The organism is Longispora albida DSM 44784 (genome assembly GCF_000379825.1).
Classification (GTDB): domain Bacteria; phylum Actinomycetota; class Actinomycetes; order Mycobacteriales; family Micromonosporaceae; genus Longispora; species Longispora albida.
The window spans coordinates 286709-303598 of the sequence record NZ_KB903836.1 but is presented as its reverse complement, the minus strand read 5'-3'; the positions used below and the strand labels follow the sequence as shown (position 1 = coordinate 303598).

The window sequence follows — 16890 nt, the reverse complement described above, 5'->3', positions numbered from 1 at the left end:
ACTGTGGATGAGGGATCCCGTCACGCTAGAGGCTCGACATATTCACGACTGTCGCTGACATGACGCGAGGATGGCACGTTGTGCGCCATCCTCGCAGTTCCCGTCCGCCCCTTACGCCGGCATCCGGTTGATCGCGTGGTCACCCGTGGCCCACAGGTACTGCACGGCGTAGGCTCGCCACGGCCGCCAGCGCTCCGACCTGCGGATCAGCGCCCCCGGGCTCTCCGGCAGGCCAAGCCCGGCGGCTGCGAGCCTGATGCCGAGATCAGTGGCCACGAAGGCGTCCGGGTCCCCGAGCGCGCGCATCGCGATCGTCTCCACCGTCCACGGCCCGATACCCGGCAGCGCCGCCAGGTGAGCCCGGGCACGCTGCCAGTCTCCGCCGATCCCCAGGTCCACTGTGCCGTCCGCGAGAGCGCCGATCAGCGTCGTGAGGGTACGCCGGCGGGTGGCGGGCATCGCGAGCGTCGCCGGGTCCACAGTGGTCAGCTGTTCCGGCGTCGGGAACAGGTGCGTCAGCCCGCCTGCCGGGTCGGACACCGGCTCGCCGTGCGCGAGGACGAGGCGGGCGGCGTGGGTACGCGCGGCGGCCGTCGAGACCTGCTGGCCGAGGACCGCGCGCACGGCGAACTCGGCCGGGTCGGTCGTGCGCGGTACCCGGCGGCCCGGATCGGCGGCCACCAGCGGAGCCAGGGCCGGGTCCTCGGCGAGCAGCGCGTCGACGGCCGCCGGGTCGGCGTCCAGGTCGAGCAGCCACCGGCACCGGCTGATCGCGTTCGACAGGTCCCGCAGGTCGGTCAGCGCCAGATCACACGCCACGTACCCGGCGGCGGGCCGCAGCGTCGCGAAGCCGTGGCCGTGGGGCAGCCGGAGCGTCCGCCGGTACGCGCCGTCGCGCCACTCCTCCACGCCCGGCACCGCCGTGGCCGCCAGGTGACCGAACAGGTTGCCGGGGCACAGCGGAGCCCGGTACGGCAGCCGCAGCGAGATCGTGCCGGACGTCGCCGGGGGCCTGCCCTTCGCGAGCCGGTCGCGCAGCTCCGTCGGGGACAGCGCGAACACCTCTTTCACCGTCTCGTTGAACGTGCGGATGCTCCCGAACCCCGCCGCGAACGCCACCTCCCCCATCGGCAGCGCCGTCGTCTCGATCAGCAGCCGGGCCGTCTGCGCCCGCTGGGCACGGGCCAGGGCGAGCGGGCCGGCCCCGAGTTCCGCGCCGAGCTGCCGCTCGACCTGCCGGATGCTGTACCCGAGCCGGGCTGCCAGCCCCGGCACACCCTCCCGGTCGACCACCCCGTCGGAGATCAGGCGCATGGCCCTGGCCACGAGGTCGGCGCGCTCGTTCCAGCGCGGAGAGCCCGGGCTGGCGTCGGGGCGGCAGCGCTTGCACGCCCGGTAGCCGGCCTGCTGAGCCGCCGCGGCGCTCGGGTAGAAAACCATGTTCTCGACCTTCGGCGGCGGCACCGGGCAGCTCGGCCGGCAGTAGATCCTGGTGGTCAGGACCGCCGTGAAGAACCAGCCGTCGAAGCGGGCGTCCCGCGAGTGCACGGCGCGCACGCACCGCTGCCTGTCCTCATGCATCGGGTCAGCATCCCCGCAGCACCCGGGTGTGGTCCAGCGGGAATGCGACGTCGTATTCCCGCGACCCCTCCACGTCCACGTCGTATTCTCGCCAGCGGGATCCGGACATGCCGGCCAGACTTCCCAGTTATGACCAACGCGCAGCTCTTCCGTTCCCTCCACCACACCGGCTCCCCGCTCGCCCTCCCCAACGCCTGGGACGTCGCCAGCGCCCGCATCGTCGAGGACGCCGGGGCGGCCGCCGTGGCCACCACCAGCGCCGGGGTGTCGTGGAGCCTCGGTACCCGCGACGGCGGCAACCTGAGCCGTGACCGGGCCATCGACCTGATCGCCCGGATCGCGGCGGCGGTGAGCGTGCCGGTGACCGCCGACATCGAGGCCGGATACGCGGACAACCCGGCAGGCGTCGCCGGCACCATCCGCGCCGTGATCGAGGCCGGGGCCGCCGGCGTCAACATCGAGGACACCATCGCCTACCAGCAGCTGCCGATCGCCGAGCAGTGCGAGCGGCTGGCGGCGGCCAGGGCAGCGGCCGGAGACGAGCTGTTCATCAACGCGCGGATCGACAACTTCCTCCTCGGCTTCGGCGAACCGGAGAACCGGCTCGCCGAGACCATCGAGCGAGCCACAGCATTCACCGCGGCTGGTGCCGACGGGATCTTCGTCCCGGGCGTCGTCGACACCGAGACGATCACGGCGCTGGCGGAGGCGGTCACGGTCCCGCTGAACGTGCTGGCTGGCCCGGGCGCTCCCGACGTGGCCACCCTCGGCAAGCTCGGCGTGGCCCGGATCAGCCTCGGCTCGGCCGTCGCCGAGGCCGCCTACGCCGTCGCCCAGCGCACGGCCCGCGAGATGCTCGGCCAGGGCACCTACACCTCCCTCGGCGAGGCCCTCACCTTCGGCGAGATCAACGACCTGCTGTAGTACCCGCGCAGGGCCGGGACGCCGAAGCCGTCCCGGCCCCCGGGGTCAGCGTGCCGTGAAGCCGCCGTCGATGGCCAGGCACGCACCCGTGATGAACTTCGCCTCGTCGCTGAGCAGGAACGCGGTGAAGGCCGCGATCTCGGCCGGCTCCGCGATCCGGCCCACCGGGTGCAGCGCGGCGATCTGGGCGGCCCCCTCCTCCGTCGCGCCCATCGTGGCCCGGAACAGCGGGGTGTCCACACCGCCGGTCAGCAGGGCGTTGACCCGGATGCCGCTGGCCGCGTTCTCCAGGGCCACCGAGCGGGTCAGCCCGGCCACGCCGTGCTTGGCCGCCACGTAGGGCGCGACACCCGGCATGCCGACCGCGCCGAGGTTCGAGGCGTTGTTCACGATCGAGCCGCCGCCGGACGCCAGCAGCGCCGGTACCTGGTGCTTCATCGCGTAGAACACGGAGGACAGGTTCAGCTCCAGGTCGGCCCGCCAGTTCCCGTCGCTGATCTCCTGTACCGGGCCGAAGGCACACACCCCGCCGGCGTTGTTGAACGCGCCGTCGAGCCGGCCGTACTCGTCCAGCGCCGCCCTGACCACCATCGCGTTGTCCTCCTCCCTGGTGAGGTCGGCCGCCGTGAACAGTGCCCGGCCGCCAGCCGCGCGGATCTCCCCGGCGACCGCCTCGCCGCGTTCCTTGCCACGAGCCGCGATCACGACGGCGGCTCCGTCCGCCGCGAGCCTCCCGGCGACAGCCCGGCCCATGCCGGAAGTACCACCCGTGACGATGTACACCTTGGACATTGCGCTGCTCCCTCGTTGCCTGCTTGATCAACTAGTTCGATCCTGGCTGGGCGGAGCGCGCCGGTCTGGCGGCAAACAGACGTGTGAACCCGGCCCTCGGCGGCCGATTCCCGCCAGGCCCGCCGCGACCTTTTCGTGACGCGGAGCCGGCCGTCCGGGTACCGGGAAAAGAGCCGTTCGGCCTTGGACGGACCCCGTGACCTGCCCTCACGCTGGATGAACATCCCCTGGCCCCCAGCGGGAGGAGGTTGACGAGATGACAGACCGGATCGACGCGCTCATCGGGCCGCTGCGCCGCAGGCGGCTCGTCGAGGCGCACGGCAGGCGGCTGCGCCGGCAGGACCTGCTGCCACACGCCGCCGCCAGGGCGCTGGCCGCCGAGGCGTACGACCGGCGCTCGCCCTACGTCCTCGCCGCACCCGGCCAGACCTGGCGGCTGCTGCGCGGCACGCCCCGCACGATGCGCATCGACGCCGTGCAGGCGCACAAGATCCTCGGGCGGATGGCCTGCTGCACGTTCGACGACGGCGAGACGCTGGCCATCAGCCTGGGCGACCTCGACACGCGCTTCGAGCTGCTGGAATGGCCGTGACCGATCAGTCTTCGTAGCGGGCGGCGAACGCGGCTGCCCGCTGGCGCAGTGCGGCGCGCAGCGATGCCGGGGCCAGTGCTTCCGCATCGGTACCGAGCCGCCACAGTGCCCACTCCGCGTGTGTTGAGTCCTGGTATGTGACCTCCGCTCGGAGCCAGCCGCCGGCATCGGGTTCTTCGGCGCGGACAGCGATCGCGGTGTACACGAGCTCCTCGCGGCGGGCCGGGTTCACCCGTACCGGCACGGAAATATGGCCGTCGCCCAGGAACTGCGCGGAGCGCTCCCGCCAGATCCGGTCCAGGTCGACCTGGTCCGGCCGCTCGGCGGGTTCGGGAAGTTCCTCGGCGGCCAGGACGCGCGACAGCCGGTAGGTACGGTCCGCGCCGGATCGCGTGGCCAGCAGGTAACCCCGGCCGCGCACCGTGACCAGTCCGATCGGGTCCACGGTGCGCCACTGCGGGTCCTGGCCGGTGGCCGAGTAGTGGATACGCAGCTTGTTACCGGCCAGCACCGCCCGCCTGACCTCGGCCATCGTCGCGCCCGGCACCTCCTCGGTCATCGCCCGGCGTGCGAGCAGGTCAGTCTCCGGCTCGACGAGAAGCCGCTGCGCCGCGTCGCTCGCGGTGAGCCGGTGGCCCTCGGGCAGCGCGTCGGCCACCTTGCGGATCGCGGAGGCGAGCACCGGGCCGAGCCCGAGCGCCTGCTCCCCGCGCCCCGGCCCGGCCACCAGCAGCGCCAGGGCCTCGTCGTGATTCAGCCCGGTGAGCTCGGTATGGAACCCGGGCAGCAGCTCGAACCCGCCGTGCCTGCCCCGCTCGGCGTAGACCGGCACGCCCGCCGACGACAGCGCCTCGATGTCGCGCAGCACCGTGCGGGTGGACACCTCCAGCTCGCTGGCCAGGGTCGCTGCCGACAGCCGGCCCCGCTGCCGCAGCAGGAGCACGAGCGAGATCAACCGGTCAGCACGCATCGCAGAACTTTACCGCGATACATGACAGAGGATGTCGTGATTAGCTGCGAGGCTGGTCAGCATACGTTTCCTACGAACGGAGCTGACATGACAGTCGAACGAGCAGCGGTCAACCCGTGGCCGTGGTCGGCGCAGCTGGGTTACAACCAGGGCGAGGTCGTCTCCGGGCACAGCAGGACCCTGTACTGCGCCGGGCAGGCCGCCATGAGCGCCGACGGCAAGCCCGAGCACCCCGGTGACATGGCGGCGCAGCTGGCCCTGAGCCTCGCGAACCTGGAAGCCGTGCTCGCCGAGGCCGGCATGTCCCTCACGGACCTCGTCCGGCTCACCGTCTACACGACCGACGTGGACGTCCTCTTCGAGCACTATGGCGTACTGGCGGGACGGCTGGCCGCCGCCGGGGCCACCCCGCCCACCACGATGCTCGGCGTGACCCGGCTGGCGATCCCCGGCCTGCTGGTCGAGCTGGAGGGCACAGCCGTGGCGTGAGCCCGGTCAGTCGTCGCCGAGCTGGGCGTCGAGGGTGAGGGCGAGGCGCTGGAGGATCTGCTCCCGCGTCTCGCCGGTCTCCCCCGACAACCAGGCGATCAGCTGGTTCTCCACGAGCAGGTGCACGCCGGTCTTGCGGCTGTGCAGCCAGCCGGCCTGCGAGAAGGCGTCCTGGATGGCGGTCATGTCCTCGCTGGGCAGCGGCGTGGAGATCCGCACCTCCAGTGTGGGCGGCGGGATGACCTGGGCGACGAGGTCGGTCCGCTCCCTCGGCGTCAGGCTGCTGTCCCCGAGGATGGTCAGCGCTGCGATCCATTCCTGCACGAGTTCACGGCTGCTGGGCATGGCAAAACTGTACGTCGTCTGGCCGGCCGGGTAACGCTGCCGCGATCAGGTGTCGGCGTCGCGTGGCCGGTCCTTGTCGCGGCTCGGCTGGACGCGTTTCGGCTCGCCGGGCATCTTCGGATAGTCGGGCGGGTAGGGCATGTCGCCGTGCCCGGCGTGCTCGTCGCGTTCGGCCCACTCCAGTACCGGGCTCAGGTCAGCCGGGGAGTCGTCGATCGCGGCGTGCGGGTCGCCGGTCGCCGCGAGCCGGGGCGGCACGGTCGCGAGGTCGAAGTCGTCGGGCTCCACCTGGGACAGCTCGTCCCAGGTGACCGGCGTGGAGACGGTGGCGCGGGGGTTGGCGCGCAGCGAGTACGCGCAGGCGATCGTGCGGTCCCTGGCTGTCTGGTTGTAGTCGACGAAGACGTGCTCACCGCGTTCCTCCTTCCACCACGCGGTGGTGACGAGGTCGGGGCGGCGGCGGGCGACCTCACGGGCGATGGCGATGGCGCACCGGCGTACCTCGGTGAACGTCCACCGTGGCTCGATCCGCACGTAGACGTGCACGCCACGGCCGCCGGACGTCTTCGGCCAGCCGGTCCAGCCCAGCTCGTCGAGGATCTCGCGGACGGTGCCGGCCACGACCACGGCGTCGGCGAAGCCGGTACCGGGCTGCGGGTCCAGGTCGATGCGCAGCTCGTCGGGCCGGTCCACGTCCTCGCGGCGTACCGGCCACGGGTGGAACACGACCGTGCCCATCTGCGCCGCCCAGATCACGTGGGCGAGGTCGGGCGGGCACAACTCGTCGGCCGTCCGTCCACTGGGGAACTTGATCTCGACGGTCTCGATCCACGGCGGCACGCCCCGCTGCGGGATCCGCTTCTGGAAGAACATCTCGCCGCCCACCCCGTCGGGGAACCGCTGGAGCGTGGTCGGCCGGTGGTGCAGGGCACGCAGGATGGCCTCACCCGCCGCCTCGTAGTAGCGGACGACGTCCAGTTTGGTGAATCCGCGCTCGGGGAACATGACCTTGTCCGGGCTGGACACCCGGACAGCGTGCCCGGCGACTTCCAGTTCCACGGCCTCGCCCATGATCCGTACGGTACGCCCGGCGGGGCCGGCACCGGGTCAGTTCCCGCAGAACTGGACGTTGACCTCGATCGTCGCCACGTCCTTCAGTGTCCGGCCCATCGTCATGCAGTCGTCGGAGGCGATCGGGTACTTGTGGAACTCCAGCGACCCGGCGGCCAGCCGCCGCACCCCCGACGGCAGGTCTGCGGCCAGGTCGACCTCGACGGTCATCGGCGGGTCGAGGCTCGGGTTGCCCGTCCACACCGTGCGGACCTCGACCGGATCGCCGTGCAGCTCCGGCCCGTTGTCCAGGCACACCCAGCGCGGCATGGCCGCCGTGTCGATCAGCGAGTAACGGGCGCCGTCATAACTCACAGTAACCTTGCCTCGGAGGGCGAAGCAGGCCGGCAGGAAGCCGGGCCACTGGGCGACCCTGACCCGGTCCACCCGGGCTGTCTGCGCCACAGGCGCGCCTTCCATCGCCGGGATGGCCACTGGGGCCGGGGCGGCCAGCGCGGCGGCGAGCGCCGCGATCATCAGCGTATCCATGAGCGCAGACTACATACGGTGACCGTCTACAGGGGTGGGATCGAGGTTCCCACGATGGGAGACGCCTGGATCCGGCTTGCGGCGCCGCGAACGGCTCCAGATACTCGCCGCGTGGACACCGTGCGCCTCACGCCAGCCCAGCTGGCCGCGATCGACCATGTCCGGCGGGGTGCTGCGCCGCCGCCCGTCGCGGTACCGCACGCGGCCGGGCTGGTGGCCGCCGTCGCCGCGCACGGCCGGATCACGCTCAACTTCCATCCCGACCGCGTCCTCCCCAGTGGGCGGACGGTCGCCGAGTCGATGGCGGCCTGCGGCAAGTACCGGGGGCAGTACGAGACGGGGCTGTCCAGCGGCAGCCGCACGGCGTTCGCTGGCGGGCTGCGCGACAGCTGGGAGCTGGCGCTGTTCGGCGGCGCCTACCACGGGCCGGGTGTGCTGCCCGGCGACCGGCCCAAGTACGGGGCGCTGAACCTGATGCGCCACGCCGACGGTGCCGCGCCCCGTTTCGGATCGTGTCACGTCCGGCTCCGGCCGGAGGTCTCGCACCGGGCCACGTTCTGTTACGGGGACAGCCACCTCGGGCCCGAGTTCACGGGCACGCTGGCCGCGTTCGAGGGGGTGCTGGGCGGGCTGGTCGCCGGGGCTGCCGCCAGCGGGTACACCCTGGGGGTTTCCGGGGTTGATCCGGTGGCGCACCTGCTGGACCTGGCCGCCCAGCCTGCCCGCCCGAACGGCCGGGCGCTGGACGACTACGTCGAAGCGCAGGTCCACGGCGAGATCGACCTGGTCAGGGACGCGGAAGCGCTGGTGCTGGACCCGTCGTTCCGGGGAACGGCGGCCGGGGAGCAGCTGGCCTCCATCGGGGTGCCGGTGGAGTGGCACGCCGGTTTCGTGCTCGCGGCGGATGAGGTCGGCGCGGACTTCAGGGGGCCGGTCATGCCCCGCCTGGCCGCCTGGATCTGCGCGGAGGGTGAGGAGCTCACCGCGTCCGTTCTCGGACGGGCAGCCGCAGGCCTGCACCGCGACTCGCAGAACTGGGCACGGTGGGGCACCGAGGACGAATGCCTCCAGTACGTCAAACAGCTCTGGCATGTCCTCGTATGGTCCGGACGGGCGGCCGGCGAGCCTGTGGCAGAGTAGAGCGATCATGCACCCACAGTCACTCCAGTCAGACTGCTCGAACTGCTTCGGCCTGTGCTGCGTCGCCCTCGCGTTCACCGCGTCGGCCGACTTCGCGATCACCAAGGCGGCCGGTGACCCCTGCCCCAACCTGGGTGAGTCCTTCGGCTGCGGCATCCACGGCAAGCTGCGGGCCAAGGGCTTCCAGGGCTGCACGACCTATGACTGCTTCGGCGCTGGGCAGCAGGTCTCCCAGGTCACCTTCGGCGGCCGGTCCTGGCGCGAGGCTCCGGGCACAGCCCCGCAGATGTTCGCCATGCTCCCGGTGATGCGCCAGCTCCACGAGCTTCTGTGGTACCTGGCGGAGGCCGTCACCCTCCGTCCCGCCCGCCCCCTGCACCCCGCACTGCGCGCCGCCCAGGCCACGATCGAACAGCACACGCGCGAGGACGCAGGCACCCTGCAGGCCCTCGACGTCGCGGCCCTCCGCCAGCAGGTCAGCGAACTCCTCCTCGAAGCCAGCAAGCTCACCCGCGCCAAGCACCGGGGCCGCGAGCAGCGCAACGCCGACCTGATCGGCGCCCGGCTGCGCGGGGCGAAACTGCGCGGGGCCAACCTGCGCGGCGCGTACCTGATCGGCGCCGACCTGCGCGGGGCCGACCTCACCGACGCCGACCTGATCGGCGCGGACCTGCGCGACGCCGACGTGTCCGGTACCGACCTGTCCGGCTGCCTGTTCCTCACGCAGGCCCAGGTCAACGCCGCCCGGGGCGACGCGGCGACCAGGCTGCCCGGCGTGCTCCAGCGGCCGGCCCACTGGCGGTAGGCGGGCGCTGGCACCGGCGCAGTACAGTGTCCCGGCCGACCACAATGGATACCGGGGACACACAAGTGGATATCGACTCCCTCGCCGTCGCAGCCGTCAGTTCCATCGCCGCCAGCCTGGCCGCAGGTAGCGCCGGGGAGGACCCGGTGTACCTGATGGCCGCAGCCAGGCTCCACTCCTCCGAGACCGGCGACGCGGCCCTGACCGCGTGGGAGCTGGCCCCCGGGGATCTGGAGGCGCGCGAGACCGTCACCGCCGTGCTCGCCAGCCTGCTGCGTGAGGACCCGGGCTTCGCGTTCAACCTCAGCACTGTCCTGTCCCCCGCGCCGCCGGTGTACATGCCGGAGCCGGGTTCCGGTGCGGTGCCGGTGCCGCCGGCTCTTCCCGCGCCCGTGCCGTCCCCGGTCCAGAAGGGACAGGCGGCGTTCCGCTCGTTCCACGCGAGCGTCGGCAGCGGCGGGCTGGCGGCCATCGCGGGCGGCATCGTGTTCTACCTGCTGGTCGGGGCGATGGCCGGGGTGTTCCTCGTCGGCAAGGACGGGCCGGACGAGACAGCCACCGAGTTCCTGGAGGCCGTCGCCGAGGGGGACTACGAGGGCGCGACGAGCCGGATGTGCCGCTCCGACCAGGACACCCAGAAGGAGCGCGACAAGATCCTGTCCAGCCTCCAGAAGGCGGCGGCGAAGCTGGTGGACCTTGACGACGACGACACGGCCGGCGAGCGGGCCCGCAAGCGCGCGGAGCTCAAGAAGCTGAAGTTCGTCGTCACCCGGGTCGAGGAGAACGGCGACACCGCCACCGTGTGGGTGAAGGTGGACCACCCCAGGGTTGAGTACAGGCAGCCCGCGGACGACATCCCGCTGATCAGGGAAGACGGCGACTGGAAGGTCTGCCTGTCGATCGGCTGAGCTTCATCTCGCCTCACTCAGCTCGACCAGGTGCCCGTCCGGGTCGCGCAGGAAGCAGCGCACCTCCCCGCCCCAGTCGTAGGGCGGCGTGAGGAACCGCGCGCCCCGGGCGGTCAGCTCGTCGTAGGCCGCCTGGCAGCCGGCGACCCGCAATGTCATCGCGTGGCTGACCCGGCCGGGGTCACCCGGCCCCGCGAAGGTCACGTCCGGCTTGTCCGGCGTCGGCTCACCGCCGGACACCAGCAACAGCCAGCTCCCGTGGAAGTCGATGACCACACTGGAGCCGTACTCCCGGTAGAGCCGCCCGCCGAGCAGCCCGGCCCAGAAGTCCTTCGAGGCCGCCGGGTCGGCGACCACCAGGATGTGGGTGACCGCGGAGATCTCCATGACCGCTGACGCTACCGGGCCCATGGCCGGGCCGTAGCCGGTTCACAGCGGAGGGATCTCCCCCAGTTCCCTGACGACGGCCGCGAAGGCGCGGATCTGGTCGTTCTCCGACTCCGACCGCCACACGAGGCCCCACCGGCCGGGGCTGCCGCCCACGATCGGCACGTGCACGATGTCCGGCCGCGTGTTGTACACGGTCGCGTGCGCGAAGATCTGGTGGATCGCGTCGGTGGTGGAGATGATCGCGTGGATCTCGTCCAGCGTGGATATCGGCGTACCCCGCTCGATGGGCCGGCCGCTGGGTGTGAAGAACGGCATGTAGGCGTTCTCCCAGTAGTCGGGCAGTGGCCGGGCGGCGCTCAGCACCGGCTGGTCACCGAGTACCTCGATGGACACCGAGCTCTCGCCGGCCAGCCTGTGCTGCGGGCTGACCATGAGCATCCGGCTCTCGGTACGCAGCACGGGGCCGGTGGTCAGGTCCGGCTCCTCGACCGGCAGCCAGCAGATCATGAGGTCGATGTCTCCCCGGCGCAGCGGCTCGAACGGCTCGAGGAACGGGGTGGGCCGGATCACGAAGTCCCAGCCGGGATGGCGCCGACGGTACGTGTCGAAGTACGGCCGCATCTCGGCGAAGAACCCGGCGATCGTGCCGATCCGCAGCAGCGGCTTCGTACCGCGCGCCACGAGGCTGGCCCGGTCGATGCTGTCGCGCAGCCCGGCGAACAGCGGGCGCAGGTCGTCGCGGAGCTGCTGGCCGACGGCTGTGAGGTGCACGACGCGGCTGGTCCGCTCGAACAGTGGTGCGCCGATCGTGCGTTCCTGCTTCTTGATGGCCTGGCTGACCCGGGCCTGCGAGATGAAGAGCCGCTGCGCTGTCCGTCCGAAGTGGAGTTCCTCGGCGAGCGTCAGGAAGATCTCGATGTCGCGCAGTTCCATGCCCCGCCCCCGTGCCGCCTGTACCGGAGGGCGAGTCTAAACGATCTTGGTGTGGTGCCGGTATCCCCGGCACCACACCAGTCTCCCCGGTCACCTCGGCGGGAACGGGATCTCCGCCAGGACCGGCAGCAGCTGCTCCTCTTCGTAGTCAAGGTGGAGGGTCAGCTCGGTGGCCAGCTCGTCCAGTTCGGAGAGGAAGGCGGCCGGGCTGGCCTCGGCGATCGTGCCCAGCAGGGCCGCCAGGGACGACTGGAGCCGCGCTACGGTTTTGTGTTCCTCGCGCAGCCGGTCGATGGCCGGGGCGAGATGCGGGTGCGACGCGGCCAGCGCCGGCATCATGTGCGCGTCCTCGCTGGTGTGGTGGAACTCCAGCGACTGGCAGAACGCCAGGCAGTGCTGCCGCAGCTGGAGACCGAGCCCCGGCGCCGCCCCTGGTACCCGGCCGGCGAAGTAGGCGCCGGCCTCCGACCTGACGTGCTTGAGCTGCGACCGGAGCCAGGTGTGCACCTCGATGAGCTTGTCGGCCAGGTTCGCGACCGGGACCGGTTCGTCGGGCTCGGAGCGTTCGAGGACGACGACGGGCAGCGTACGGCTCGTGCCGGCCTGGTAGTCACCGTAGCCCGGGACGCGCTCGACGACGTAGGCGAACAGCTCGTCCCGCCTGGCACCCTCCGCCGGTACGGCGACGGCGCCGAACTGCTCGGTGCCCACCTCGACGCTGACCATCGGGTGCGCGAGGACGTTGTGGTACCAGGCCGGATGCTGGTCGGAGCCGCCGGCCGAGCCGATCACGAGAAGTGCCCCGCCGTCGTGGCGGACGTAGCCGAGCGGCACGGTGTGCTCCCGCCCCGACCTGGCGCCGGTCGTGGTGAGCAGCAGCAGGTCGCCGCCCTCGAACATCCCGCCGACCCGGCCGCCGTTGGCCCGGAACTCCTCGATGACGGACTGGTTGAAAGACATAGTTCTCCTGTGGTGTTGGGGTAACGCGGTCGCGCGCACACCGGGTACGCGGAAAAAATGGGTGTGATGAGCCCGCGAACCTTGCAGGAGAAGACCAGCCCCGAGTTACGTCATGTGACCAAAGCGCTCGTGTGACCAAAGCGCTCAGGGGGCAAGAGGGAAGAACCGCAAGGGACGGCGGACGGTGCGAGATCTAGCGCGGCAGCTTCAGCGCTTACGAGTCCGTGTTCATGGCATCGTCCCTTGTGCAGGTGACACCCAGCAGCCGGCCTGCCCAGATCTCCTGGCCGGTGCCACGTGGCACGCAGACCATTCAAACCGGGCAGCGGCCGGCTGTCAACGCAAGGCAGATCACTTCACGATCACTGGCAGGCCAGGCTCGCACCGTTCCCGATGAGGTTGCCGCTGTAGCTCCAGCCGGTGACCCCGGTCGCGAGATCGGTCAGGTATGTCCACGCCAGGCCGCGCCGGTCGGTCGTGAAGCACCGGTAGTGCAGGGCGTCGTCCGGGCTCGCCTGGCCGATCTGCTGGCAGTGCGTGCCCGCACCCGTCCGCAGCGGCACGGTGAACGTCGCCGCGTTCCCGAAGGTGCCCTCGTCGGTGGCGGGCTCCCAGCCACACCAGCCGCGAGGGCCGGTCTCCGCCTGCGCGGGCAGGGCGGTCGTGGCGCTCACCGCCAGCAGCATCGCGCCGGTCACCAGACCCAGTCTCATCACTCCTGCGCCCATCGCACCCATGTCAGCCTCCCCCGTGTGGTGTCTCCCATCCACCATGCGCCAGGCACGCCGCGCCGCTCCAATACCTGCGGCCATCCCCGTGGGTTATAGATCTTCCGGTGTACCGGAGGGAGCCTCAGCCGCCCGTCGCGGCCCGTTCGGCAGCGCTGCGCAGCACGCAGAACTCGTTGCCCTCGGGGTCGGCGAGCACCGCCCAGCCCGTCCCGTCCGGGTCGCGCTGGTCGGTGACCAGGCTGGCGCCGAGGGCCAGGATCCGGCTGACCTCGGCGTCCCGGCCCAGATCCTCCGGGGTCAGGCACACGTGCACCCTGTTCTTGCCGCGCTTGGGCTCTGGCACCTGCGCGAAGTAGAAGGCCGGCGCGCCGGGCGGCTGCACGATCGCGACCGGGTCGCCCGGCTCGTCGTCCTCGCTCATGGGGACGCCGAGCAGCTGGCTCCAGAACACAGCGAGCCGGTACGGATCGGCACAGTCGATGGCGATGTTGCGGACGGTGAAGCGCATGGCCGGACCCTAACATTGGCCACTGACACTCTCGCGAGGCATCGGGAGGCACCGATGGGCAACCGGACAGCGCTCGCCGCGAGCCTGGCCTCCGGTACCGGGGCCACGCTGCTCGCGGGTGCCCCCGGCATGGGCAAGTCCTGGCTGCTGGGCGAGGTCACGCGCCGGGCTGGGCGGCCGGTGGTCTCGGCCGGGTGCCGGGACCTGCCCGGTACGCCGTTCACGGCCGCCCGCGAGCTGCTCGACGCCCTCGGCCTGCCGGACGTCCGCGACCCGGCCGTGTACGAGCTGTGCCGGGCGATCCGGGCCGGCCTGCGCGACGCCGGCCCGGTGCTCGTGGCACTCGACGACCTCGACCTCGCGGACGAGCCTTCCCGCCAGGTGGTGTCCTGTGTGGCCGGCCGCCTGCCGGCGGGGGTGGCACTGGTCGCGACGTGCACGTCGCCCGTACGGCTGACCGGGACGCGCGTCGACCTCGGCCCGCTCACGCCCGGCGAGGTCGCTGCCTTCCCTGGAGTCCCGCCCGATGAGGCAGAAGCGGTGTACGAGGCGACGGGCGGGATCCCCCGATACGTGGCCGGCCGGGGCTCCCCGGTGCTCGGCGCGTGGGCCGCCGGGCAGCTCGCGTCCCTGTCGCAGCGGGCGAGGCTGGTCACGGAGACCCTGGCGCTGCTGGCCGGCCCGGCTGGGATCGGGCAGCTGGCGGCGGTGTGCGGGCTGAGCCCGGCCCAGGTCGCCAGGGCGCTCGACGAAGCGCAGGCGGCCGGGCTGGCCAGCGGCGAGGAGACTGTCCGCTGTGGACCGCCACTGCTCGCGGATGCCGTGGCCCGGGCCATGTCCCACGAACGGCGGCGCGCCGTCCACGCGGCGATCCTGGCCGGGGCCCGTACGTGGGCCGATCCGGAGCGGCTGCTCGCGCACGCCAGGGGCGCCGGCGACGCGGCCGAGGTCGCCCGGCTCGTCGGGCAGGCCGCCGGGCAGGCTCAGGCCGCTGGTGACGCGGCCGGGGCGGCGCGGCTGCTCGGCACGCTGATCACCGAGCCAGGGCTGCCGGCCGCCGGGCACGCGGCGCTGGCTGGCCGGCTCACCCCGCTGGCCGTGAGCGTCCCGCAGTGCGCCGACACGGCCGGGCTGCTCGAAGGGCTGCTGGCTGCGATACCGGCGGGCGGGGCGCGCGGCGAGGTCCGCCTGTACCTCGGCATGCTGCTCAGTTCCCAGGCGGGTGACGAGGACGCCGGGCGGGCCGAGCTGCTTCGGGCGCTGAAGGACCTCAGGTACCGCCCGGCACTGGCCGCCCGGGCCATGTCCGCACTGGCCCTGCCGTACTGGAGCACCGCACACGTCACCGAGCACGTCCAGTGGCTCGACCGCGCGGCCCGGACGGCACCGTCCACAGGGGACGTAGCCGTGCTCGCCGGCATCGCCGTGAACCGGGCGATGGCCCTCCTCGAACTCGGCGACCCGCGCGCCTGGCCCACGATCGGCGAGCTGCCGGTCGACGCGGAGTCGGAGGCGGTGCGGCAGCAGCTCGTGCGGGGGTACACGGGGCTGGCCGACGCGGCGATCACCCTCGGGTACCTGCGGCCGGCCGCCGGATTCGTGGCACGCGCCGAGGAACTGGCCAGCCGGGTCGGTGCCGGCGTCGCCCCGTACCTGCCGGTCGGCAACCGGATGCGGCTGGACTGGGTCACCGGCCAGTGGCAGGGCCTGGCCGGCCGGGCAGCCGGGCATCTGGCTGCCAACCCGGACAGCCCTTATGCCGCAGGGGTCGCCCCGCTCGTGTGCGGAGCCCTCGCCACGGCGGCAGGCGAGCTGGAGCTGGCAGGCCGGTACCTCACCGACCCGGCGGCCGTCGCGCACGAGCACCGGTCGGGACCGGAGATGACGGAGTACGCCGCAGCCGGCATCCGCCTCGCGCTCCGCCTCGGCGAACTGCCCCGGGCGCTGTCGATACTGGACCGGGCGGCGGGCCGGGTCCGCGCCAAGGGCTGCTGGGCGTGGGCCGCCGACCTGGCCGAGGCCGGTGTCCAGGCACTGCTCCGGTCAGGCGACGAGGCAGGCGCCCGGGAACTCCTCGCCGCGTTCAGGACGGACATGGAGGGCCGCGACCATCCACTGGGGACGGCCGTGATCGTGGCATGCCGGGCAGCCGTGGACGGCGACGCCGACGCGCACGGCGAGGCGGCAGCGCTGTACGGCGGGCTCCCCCGGCCCTACGACCAGGCCCGGGAACTCGCCGCTCAGGGCCGCGCCCGTACAGGGCTGGCGGGGGCCGGGTTCCTGGCCGAGGCGGCTGAGATCTTCGCTGGCCTCGGGGCGCGGTACGACGGGGACCGGTGCGCCCAGCTCCTCAGGCGGCACGGCCGGGCGGCCCCGATGGCCCGGCCCGGACGGCGCGGCTACGGCACCGGCCTGTCGCCCCGGGAACGTGAGGTGGCCCGGCTGGCCGCCGCCGGGTACGGCAACCGGGAGATCGCAGGCCAGCTCTTCCTCTCCGTCCGCACCGTGGAGAACCACGTGGCCAGCCTGCTGCGCAAGCTCGGGGCAACAAGCCGGGCGGACATCGCCAGCCGCATGGTCTAGGCGTGCGCCGGGTGGCTCACTTCTCGTAATAGAAGCCGGCGGCCTCGTGAACCTGTCCTTTTGGCGGCGCCTTCACCTGGAGCTTCGTGCCGTGGCCGGTCATCGTGGTGGTCATATTCAGCGGCGGGCTGTTGCTGGGCTCGAATCCGACCGTGATCGACGTGACCCAGCCATGCTCGTCCGTGGTGGCCGTGAACTTGGCGCTGATGATGAAGACAGCGATCATGCTCGGCGCGCCCACCGGCAGGAAGGGTTTGAGGATGTTGCTGCTTTCGGGGCTGAACGTGCCGGCGTAAGCGTGCGGGCCGGTCTGCCGGACCGACCCGATCGCTGAGCTGAACTTGACGAGACCGGTGGGGTCACCCATGTCAAAGTAAGCGAGGCTGTCCTGCTTCACCCGGCTCAGGTCCAGGTGCACCCAGGTCTGGTCGTCCGGTTCCCGCGTGTAGCTGTCCTGGCCGATCACGATGCGCTGGATGGCTGACGGGCTCTTTCCGCCAGTGATGTTCACGGTGGACTCGAACACCCGCTCCCCTGGATCGTGTTTGCCGGTGCCTTGCACACTCGCGCCTTCAGGGAGGCTGCCCTGCACGGTGTACTGGTATGCGGCGCCCTGTGACCTGCGCAGTGCCTGCAGGAG

Annotated in this window: 19 protein-coding genes; 7 read left to right on the top strand and 12 right to left on the bottom strand. The window is 72.0% G+C overall.

The annotated features are described in order from the left end of the window. Positions 1-111: 111 nt before the first annotated feature. Complete coding sequence (locus tag A3G1_RS0127355; protein WP_018352696.1) at positions 112-1581, bottom strand: AlkA N-terminal domain-containing protein; 1470 nt, start codon at positions 1579-1581, stop codon at positions 112-114. 129 nt (positions 1582-1710) lie between these two features. On the opposite strand from A3G1_RS0127355, the gene A3G1_RS0127350 reads away from it, so the two are divergent. Beyond that, a complete protein-coding gene (locus tag A3G1_RS0127350) occupies positions 1711-2505 on the top strand; it encodes an isocitrate lyase/PEP mutase family protein (protein WP_018352695.1) in 795 nt (264 codons plus the stop codon). Between the two features lie 45 nt (positions 2506-2550). Here the strand turns inward: A3G1_RS0127350 and A3G1_RS0127345 are convergent, their stop codons facing one another. Beyond that, positions 2551-3297 carry an SDR family NAD(P)-dependent oxidoreductase gene (locus A3G1_RS0127345; protein ID WP_018352694.1) on the bottom strand — a complete coding sequence of 249 codons (747 nt, stop codon included), beginning with the start codon at positions 3295-3297 and terminating at the stop codon, positions 2551-2553. A 256-nt stretch (positions 3298-3553) separates the two neighbouring features. Here A3G1_RS0127345 and A3G1_RS0127340 point away from each other — a divergent pair, with 256 nt between their 5' ends. Continuing rightward, the gene (locus tag A3G1_RS0127340) at positions 3554-3889 is read left to right on the top strand and encodes a hypothetical protein (protein ID WP_018352693.1); all 336 of its coding nucleotides are present in this window, start codon (positions 3554-3556) and stop codon (positions 3887-3889) included. 4 nt (positions 3890-3893) lie between these two features. Here the strand turns inward: A3G1_RS0127340 and A3G1_RS0127335 are convergent, their stop codons facing one another. Further along, positions 3894-4859, bottom strand: a complete 966-nt coding sequence (locus A3G1_RS0127335) for a helix-turn-helix transcriptional regulator (protein ID WP_018352692.1) — start codon at positions 4857-4859, stop codon at positions 3894-3896. An 87-nt stretch (positions 4860-4946) separates the two neighbouring features. On the opposite strand from A3G1_RS0127335, the gene A3G1_RS0127330 reads away from it, so the two are divergent. Beyond that, entirely contained in the window at positions 4947-5348 is a 402-nt protein-coding gene (locus A3G1_RS0127330; protein ID WP_018352691.1) for a RidA family protein, read from the top strand. A 6-nt stretch (positions 5349-5354) separates the two neighbouring features. Here the strand turns inward: A3G1_RS0127330 and A3G1_RS0127325 are convergent, their stop codons facing one another. The 3 genes from A3G1_RS0127325 to A3G1_RS0127315 are packed head-to-tail and all read right to left on the bottom strand — an operon-like array spanning position 5355 to position 7292. Next, on the bottom strand, positions 5355-5693 hold the full coding sequence (locus tag A3G1_RS0127325; RefSeq protein WP_026212573.1) for a hypothetical protein: 339 nt from the start codon (positions 5691-5693) through the stop codon (positions 5355-5357). Between the two features lie 45 nt (positions 5694-5738). Then, positions 5739-6764: a non-homologous end-joining DNA ligase gene (gene ligD, locus A3G1_RS0127320; RefSeq protein ID WP_018352689.1), complete on the bottom strand. Its 1026-nt coding sequence runs from the start codon at positions 6762-6764 to the stop codon at positions 5739-5741. A gap of 36 nt (positions 6765-6800) precedes the next feature. After that, the gene (locus tag A3G1_RS0127315) at positions 6801-7292 is read right to left on the bottom strand and encodes a hypothetical protein (protein WP_157641432.1); all 492 of its coding nucleotides are present in this window, start codon (positions 7290-7292) and stop codon (positions 6801-6803) included. Between the two features lie 111 nt (positions 7293-7403). On the opposite strand from A3G1_RS0127315, the gene A3G1_RS0127310 reads away from it, so the two are divergent. The 3 genes from A3G1_RS0127310 to A3G1_RS0127300 all read left to right on the top strand — a co-directional run bounded on the left by A3G1_RS0127310 (position 7404) and on the right by A3G1_RS0127300 (position 10145). Further along, positions 7404-8432 (top strand): DUF3626 domain-containing protein, encoded by a 1029-nt coding sequence (locus A3G1_RS0127310; protein WP_018352687.1) that lies wholly within the window; start codon positions 7404-7406, stop codon positions 8430-8432. 7 nt (positions 8433-8439) lie between these two features. After that, on the top strand, positions 8440-9237 hold the full coding sequence (locus A3G1_RS0127305; RefSeq protein ID WP_018352686.1) for a pentapeptide repeat-containing protein: 798 nt from the start codon (positions 8440-8442) through the stop codon (positions 9235-9237). 65 nt (positions 9238-9302) lie between these two features. Next, positions 9303-10145, top strand: coding sequence for an Rv0361 family membrane protein (locus A3G1_RS0127300; protein ID WP_018352685.1), 843 nt, complete (start codon positions 9303-9305; stop codon positions 10143-10145). A gap of 3 nt (positions 10146-10148) precedes the next feature. On the opposite strand, the gene A3G1_RS0127295 is transcribed toward A3G1_RS0127300, so the two are convergent. The 5 genes from A3G1_RS0127295 to A3G1_RS41230 all read right to left on the bottom strand — a co-directional run bounded on the left by A3G1_RS0127295 (position 10149) and on the right by A3G1_RS41230 (position 13667). Then, a complete protein-coding gene (locus A3G1_RS0127295; RefSeq protein ID WP_026212572.1) occupies positions 10149-10532 on the bottom strand; it encodes a VOC family protein in 384 nt (127 codons plus the stop codon). Positions 10533-10574: 42 nt separating this feature from the next. Then, positions 10575-11468: a LysR family transcriptional regulator gene (locus A3G1_RS0127290; RefSeq protein ID WP_018352683.1), complete on the bottom strand. Its 894-nt coding sequence runs from the start codon at positions 11466-11468 to the stop codon at positions 10575-10577. 90 nt (positions 11469-11558) lie between these two features. After that, positions 11559-12428 (bottom strand): nitroreductase/quinone reductase family protein, encoded by an 870-nt coding sequence (locus tag A3G1_RS0127285; protein WP_018352682.1) that lies wholly within the window; start codon positions 12426-12428, stop codon positions 11559-11561. A 362-nt stretch (positions 12429-12790) separates the two neighbouring features. Then, positions 12791-13141 (bottom strand): SH3 domain-containing protein, encoded by a 351-nt coding sequence (locus A3G1_RS37130; RefSeq protein ID WP_157641431.1) that lies wholly within the window; start codon positions 13139-13141, stop codon positions 12791-12793. Positions 13142-13280: 139 nt separating this feature from the next. Further along, positions 13281-13667 carry a VOC family protein gene (locus A3G1_RS41230; protein WP_018352680.1) on the bottom strand — a complete coding sequence of 129 codons (387 nt, stop codon included), beginning with the start codon at positions 13665-13667 and terminating at the stop codon, positions 13281-13283. 54 nt (positions 13668-13721) lie between these two features. Between A3G1_RS41230 and A3G1_RS0127270 the strand changes: the two genes are divergently transcribed. Further along, complete coding sequence (locus tag A3G1_RS0127270; RefSeq protein ID WP_018352679.1) at positions 13722-16250, top strand: helix-turn-helix transcriptional regulator; 2529 nt, start codon at positions 13722-13724, stop codon at positions 16248-16250. A 16-nt stretch (positions 16251-16266) separates the two neighbouring features. On the opposite strand, the gene A3G1_RS0127265 is transcribed toward A3G1_RS0127270, so the two are convergent. Further along, positions 16267-16842 (bottom strand): hypothetical protein, encoded by a 576-nt coding sequence (locus tag A3G1_RS0127265; RefSeq protein ID WP_157641430.1) that lies wholly within the window; start codon positions 16840-16842, stop codon positions 16267-16269. Positions 16843-16890: the final 48 nt, after the last annotated feature.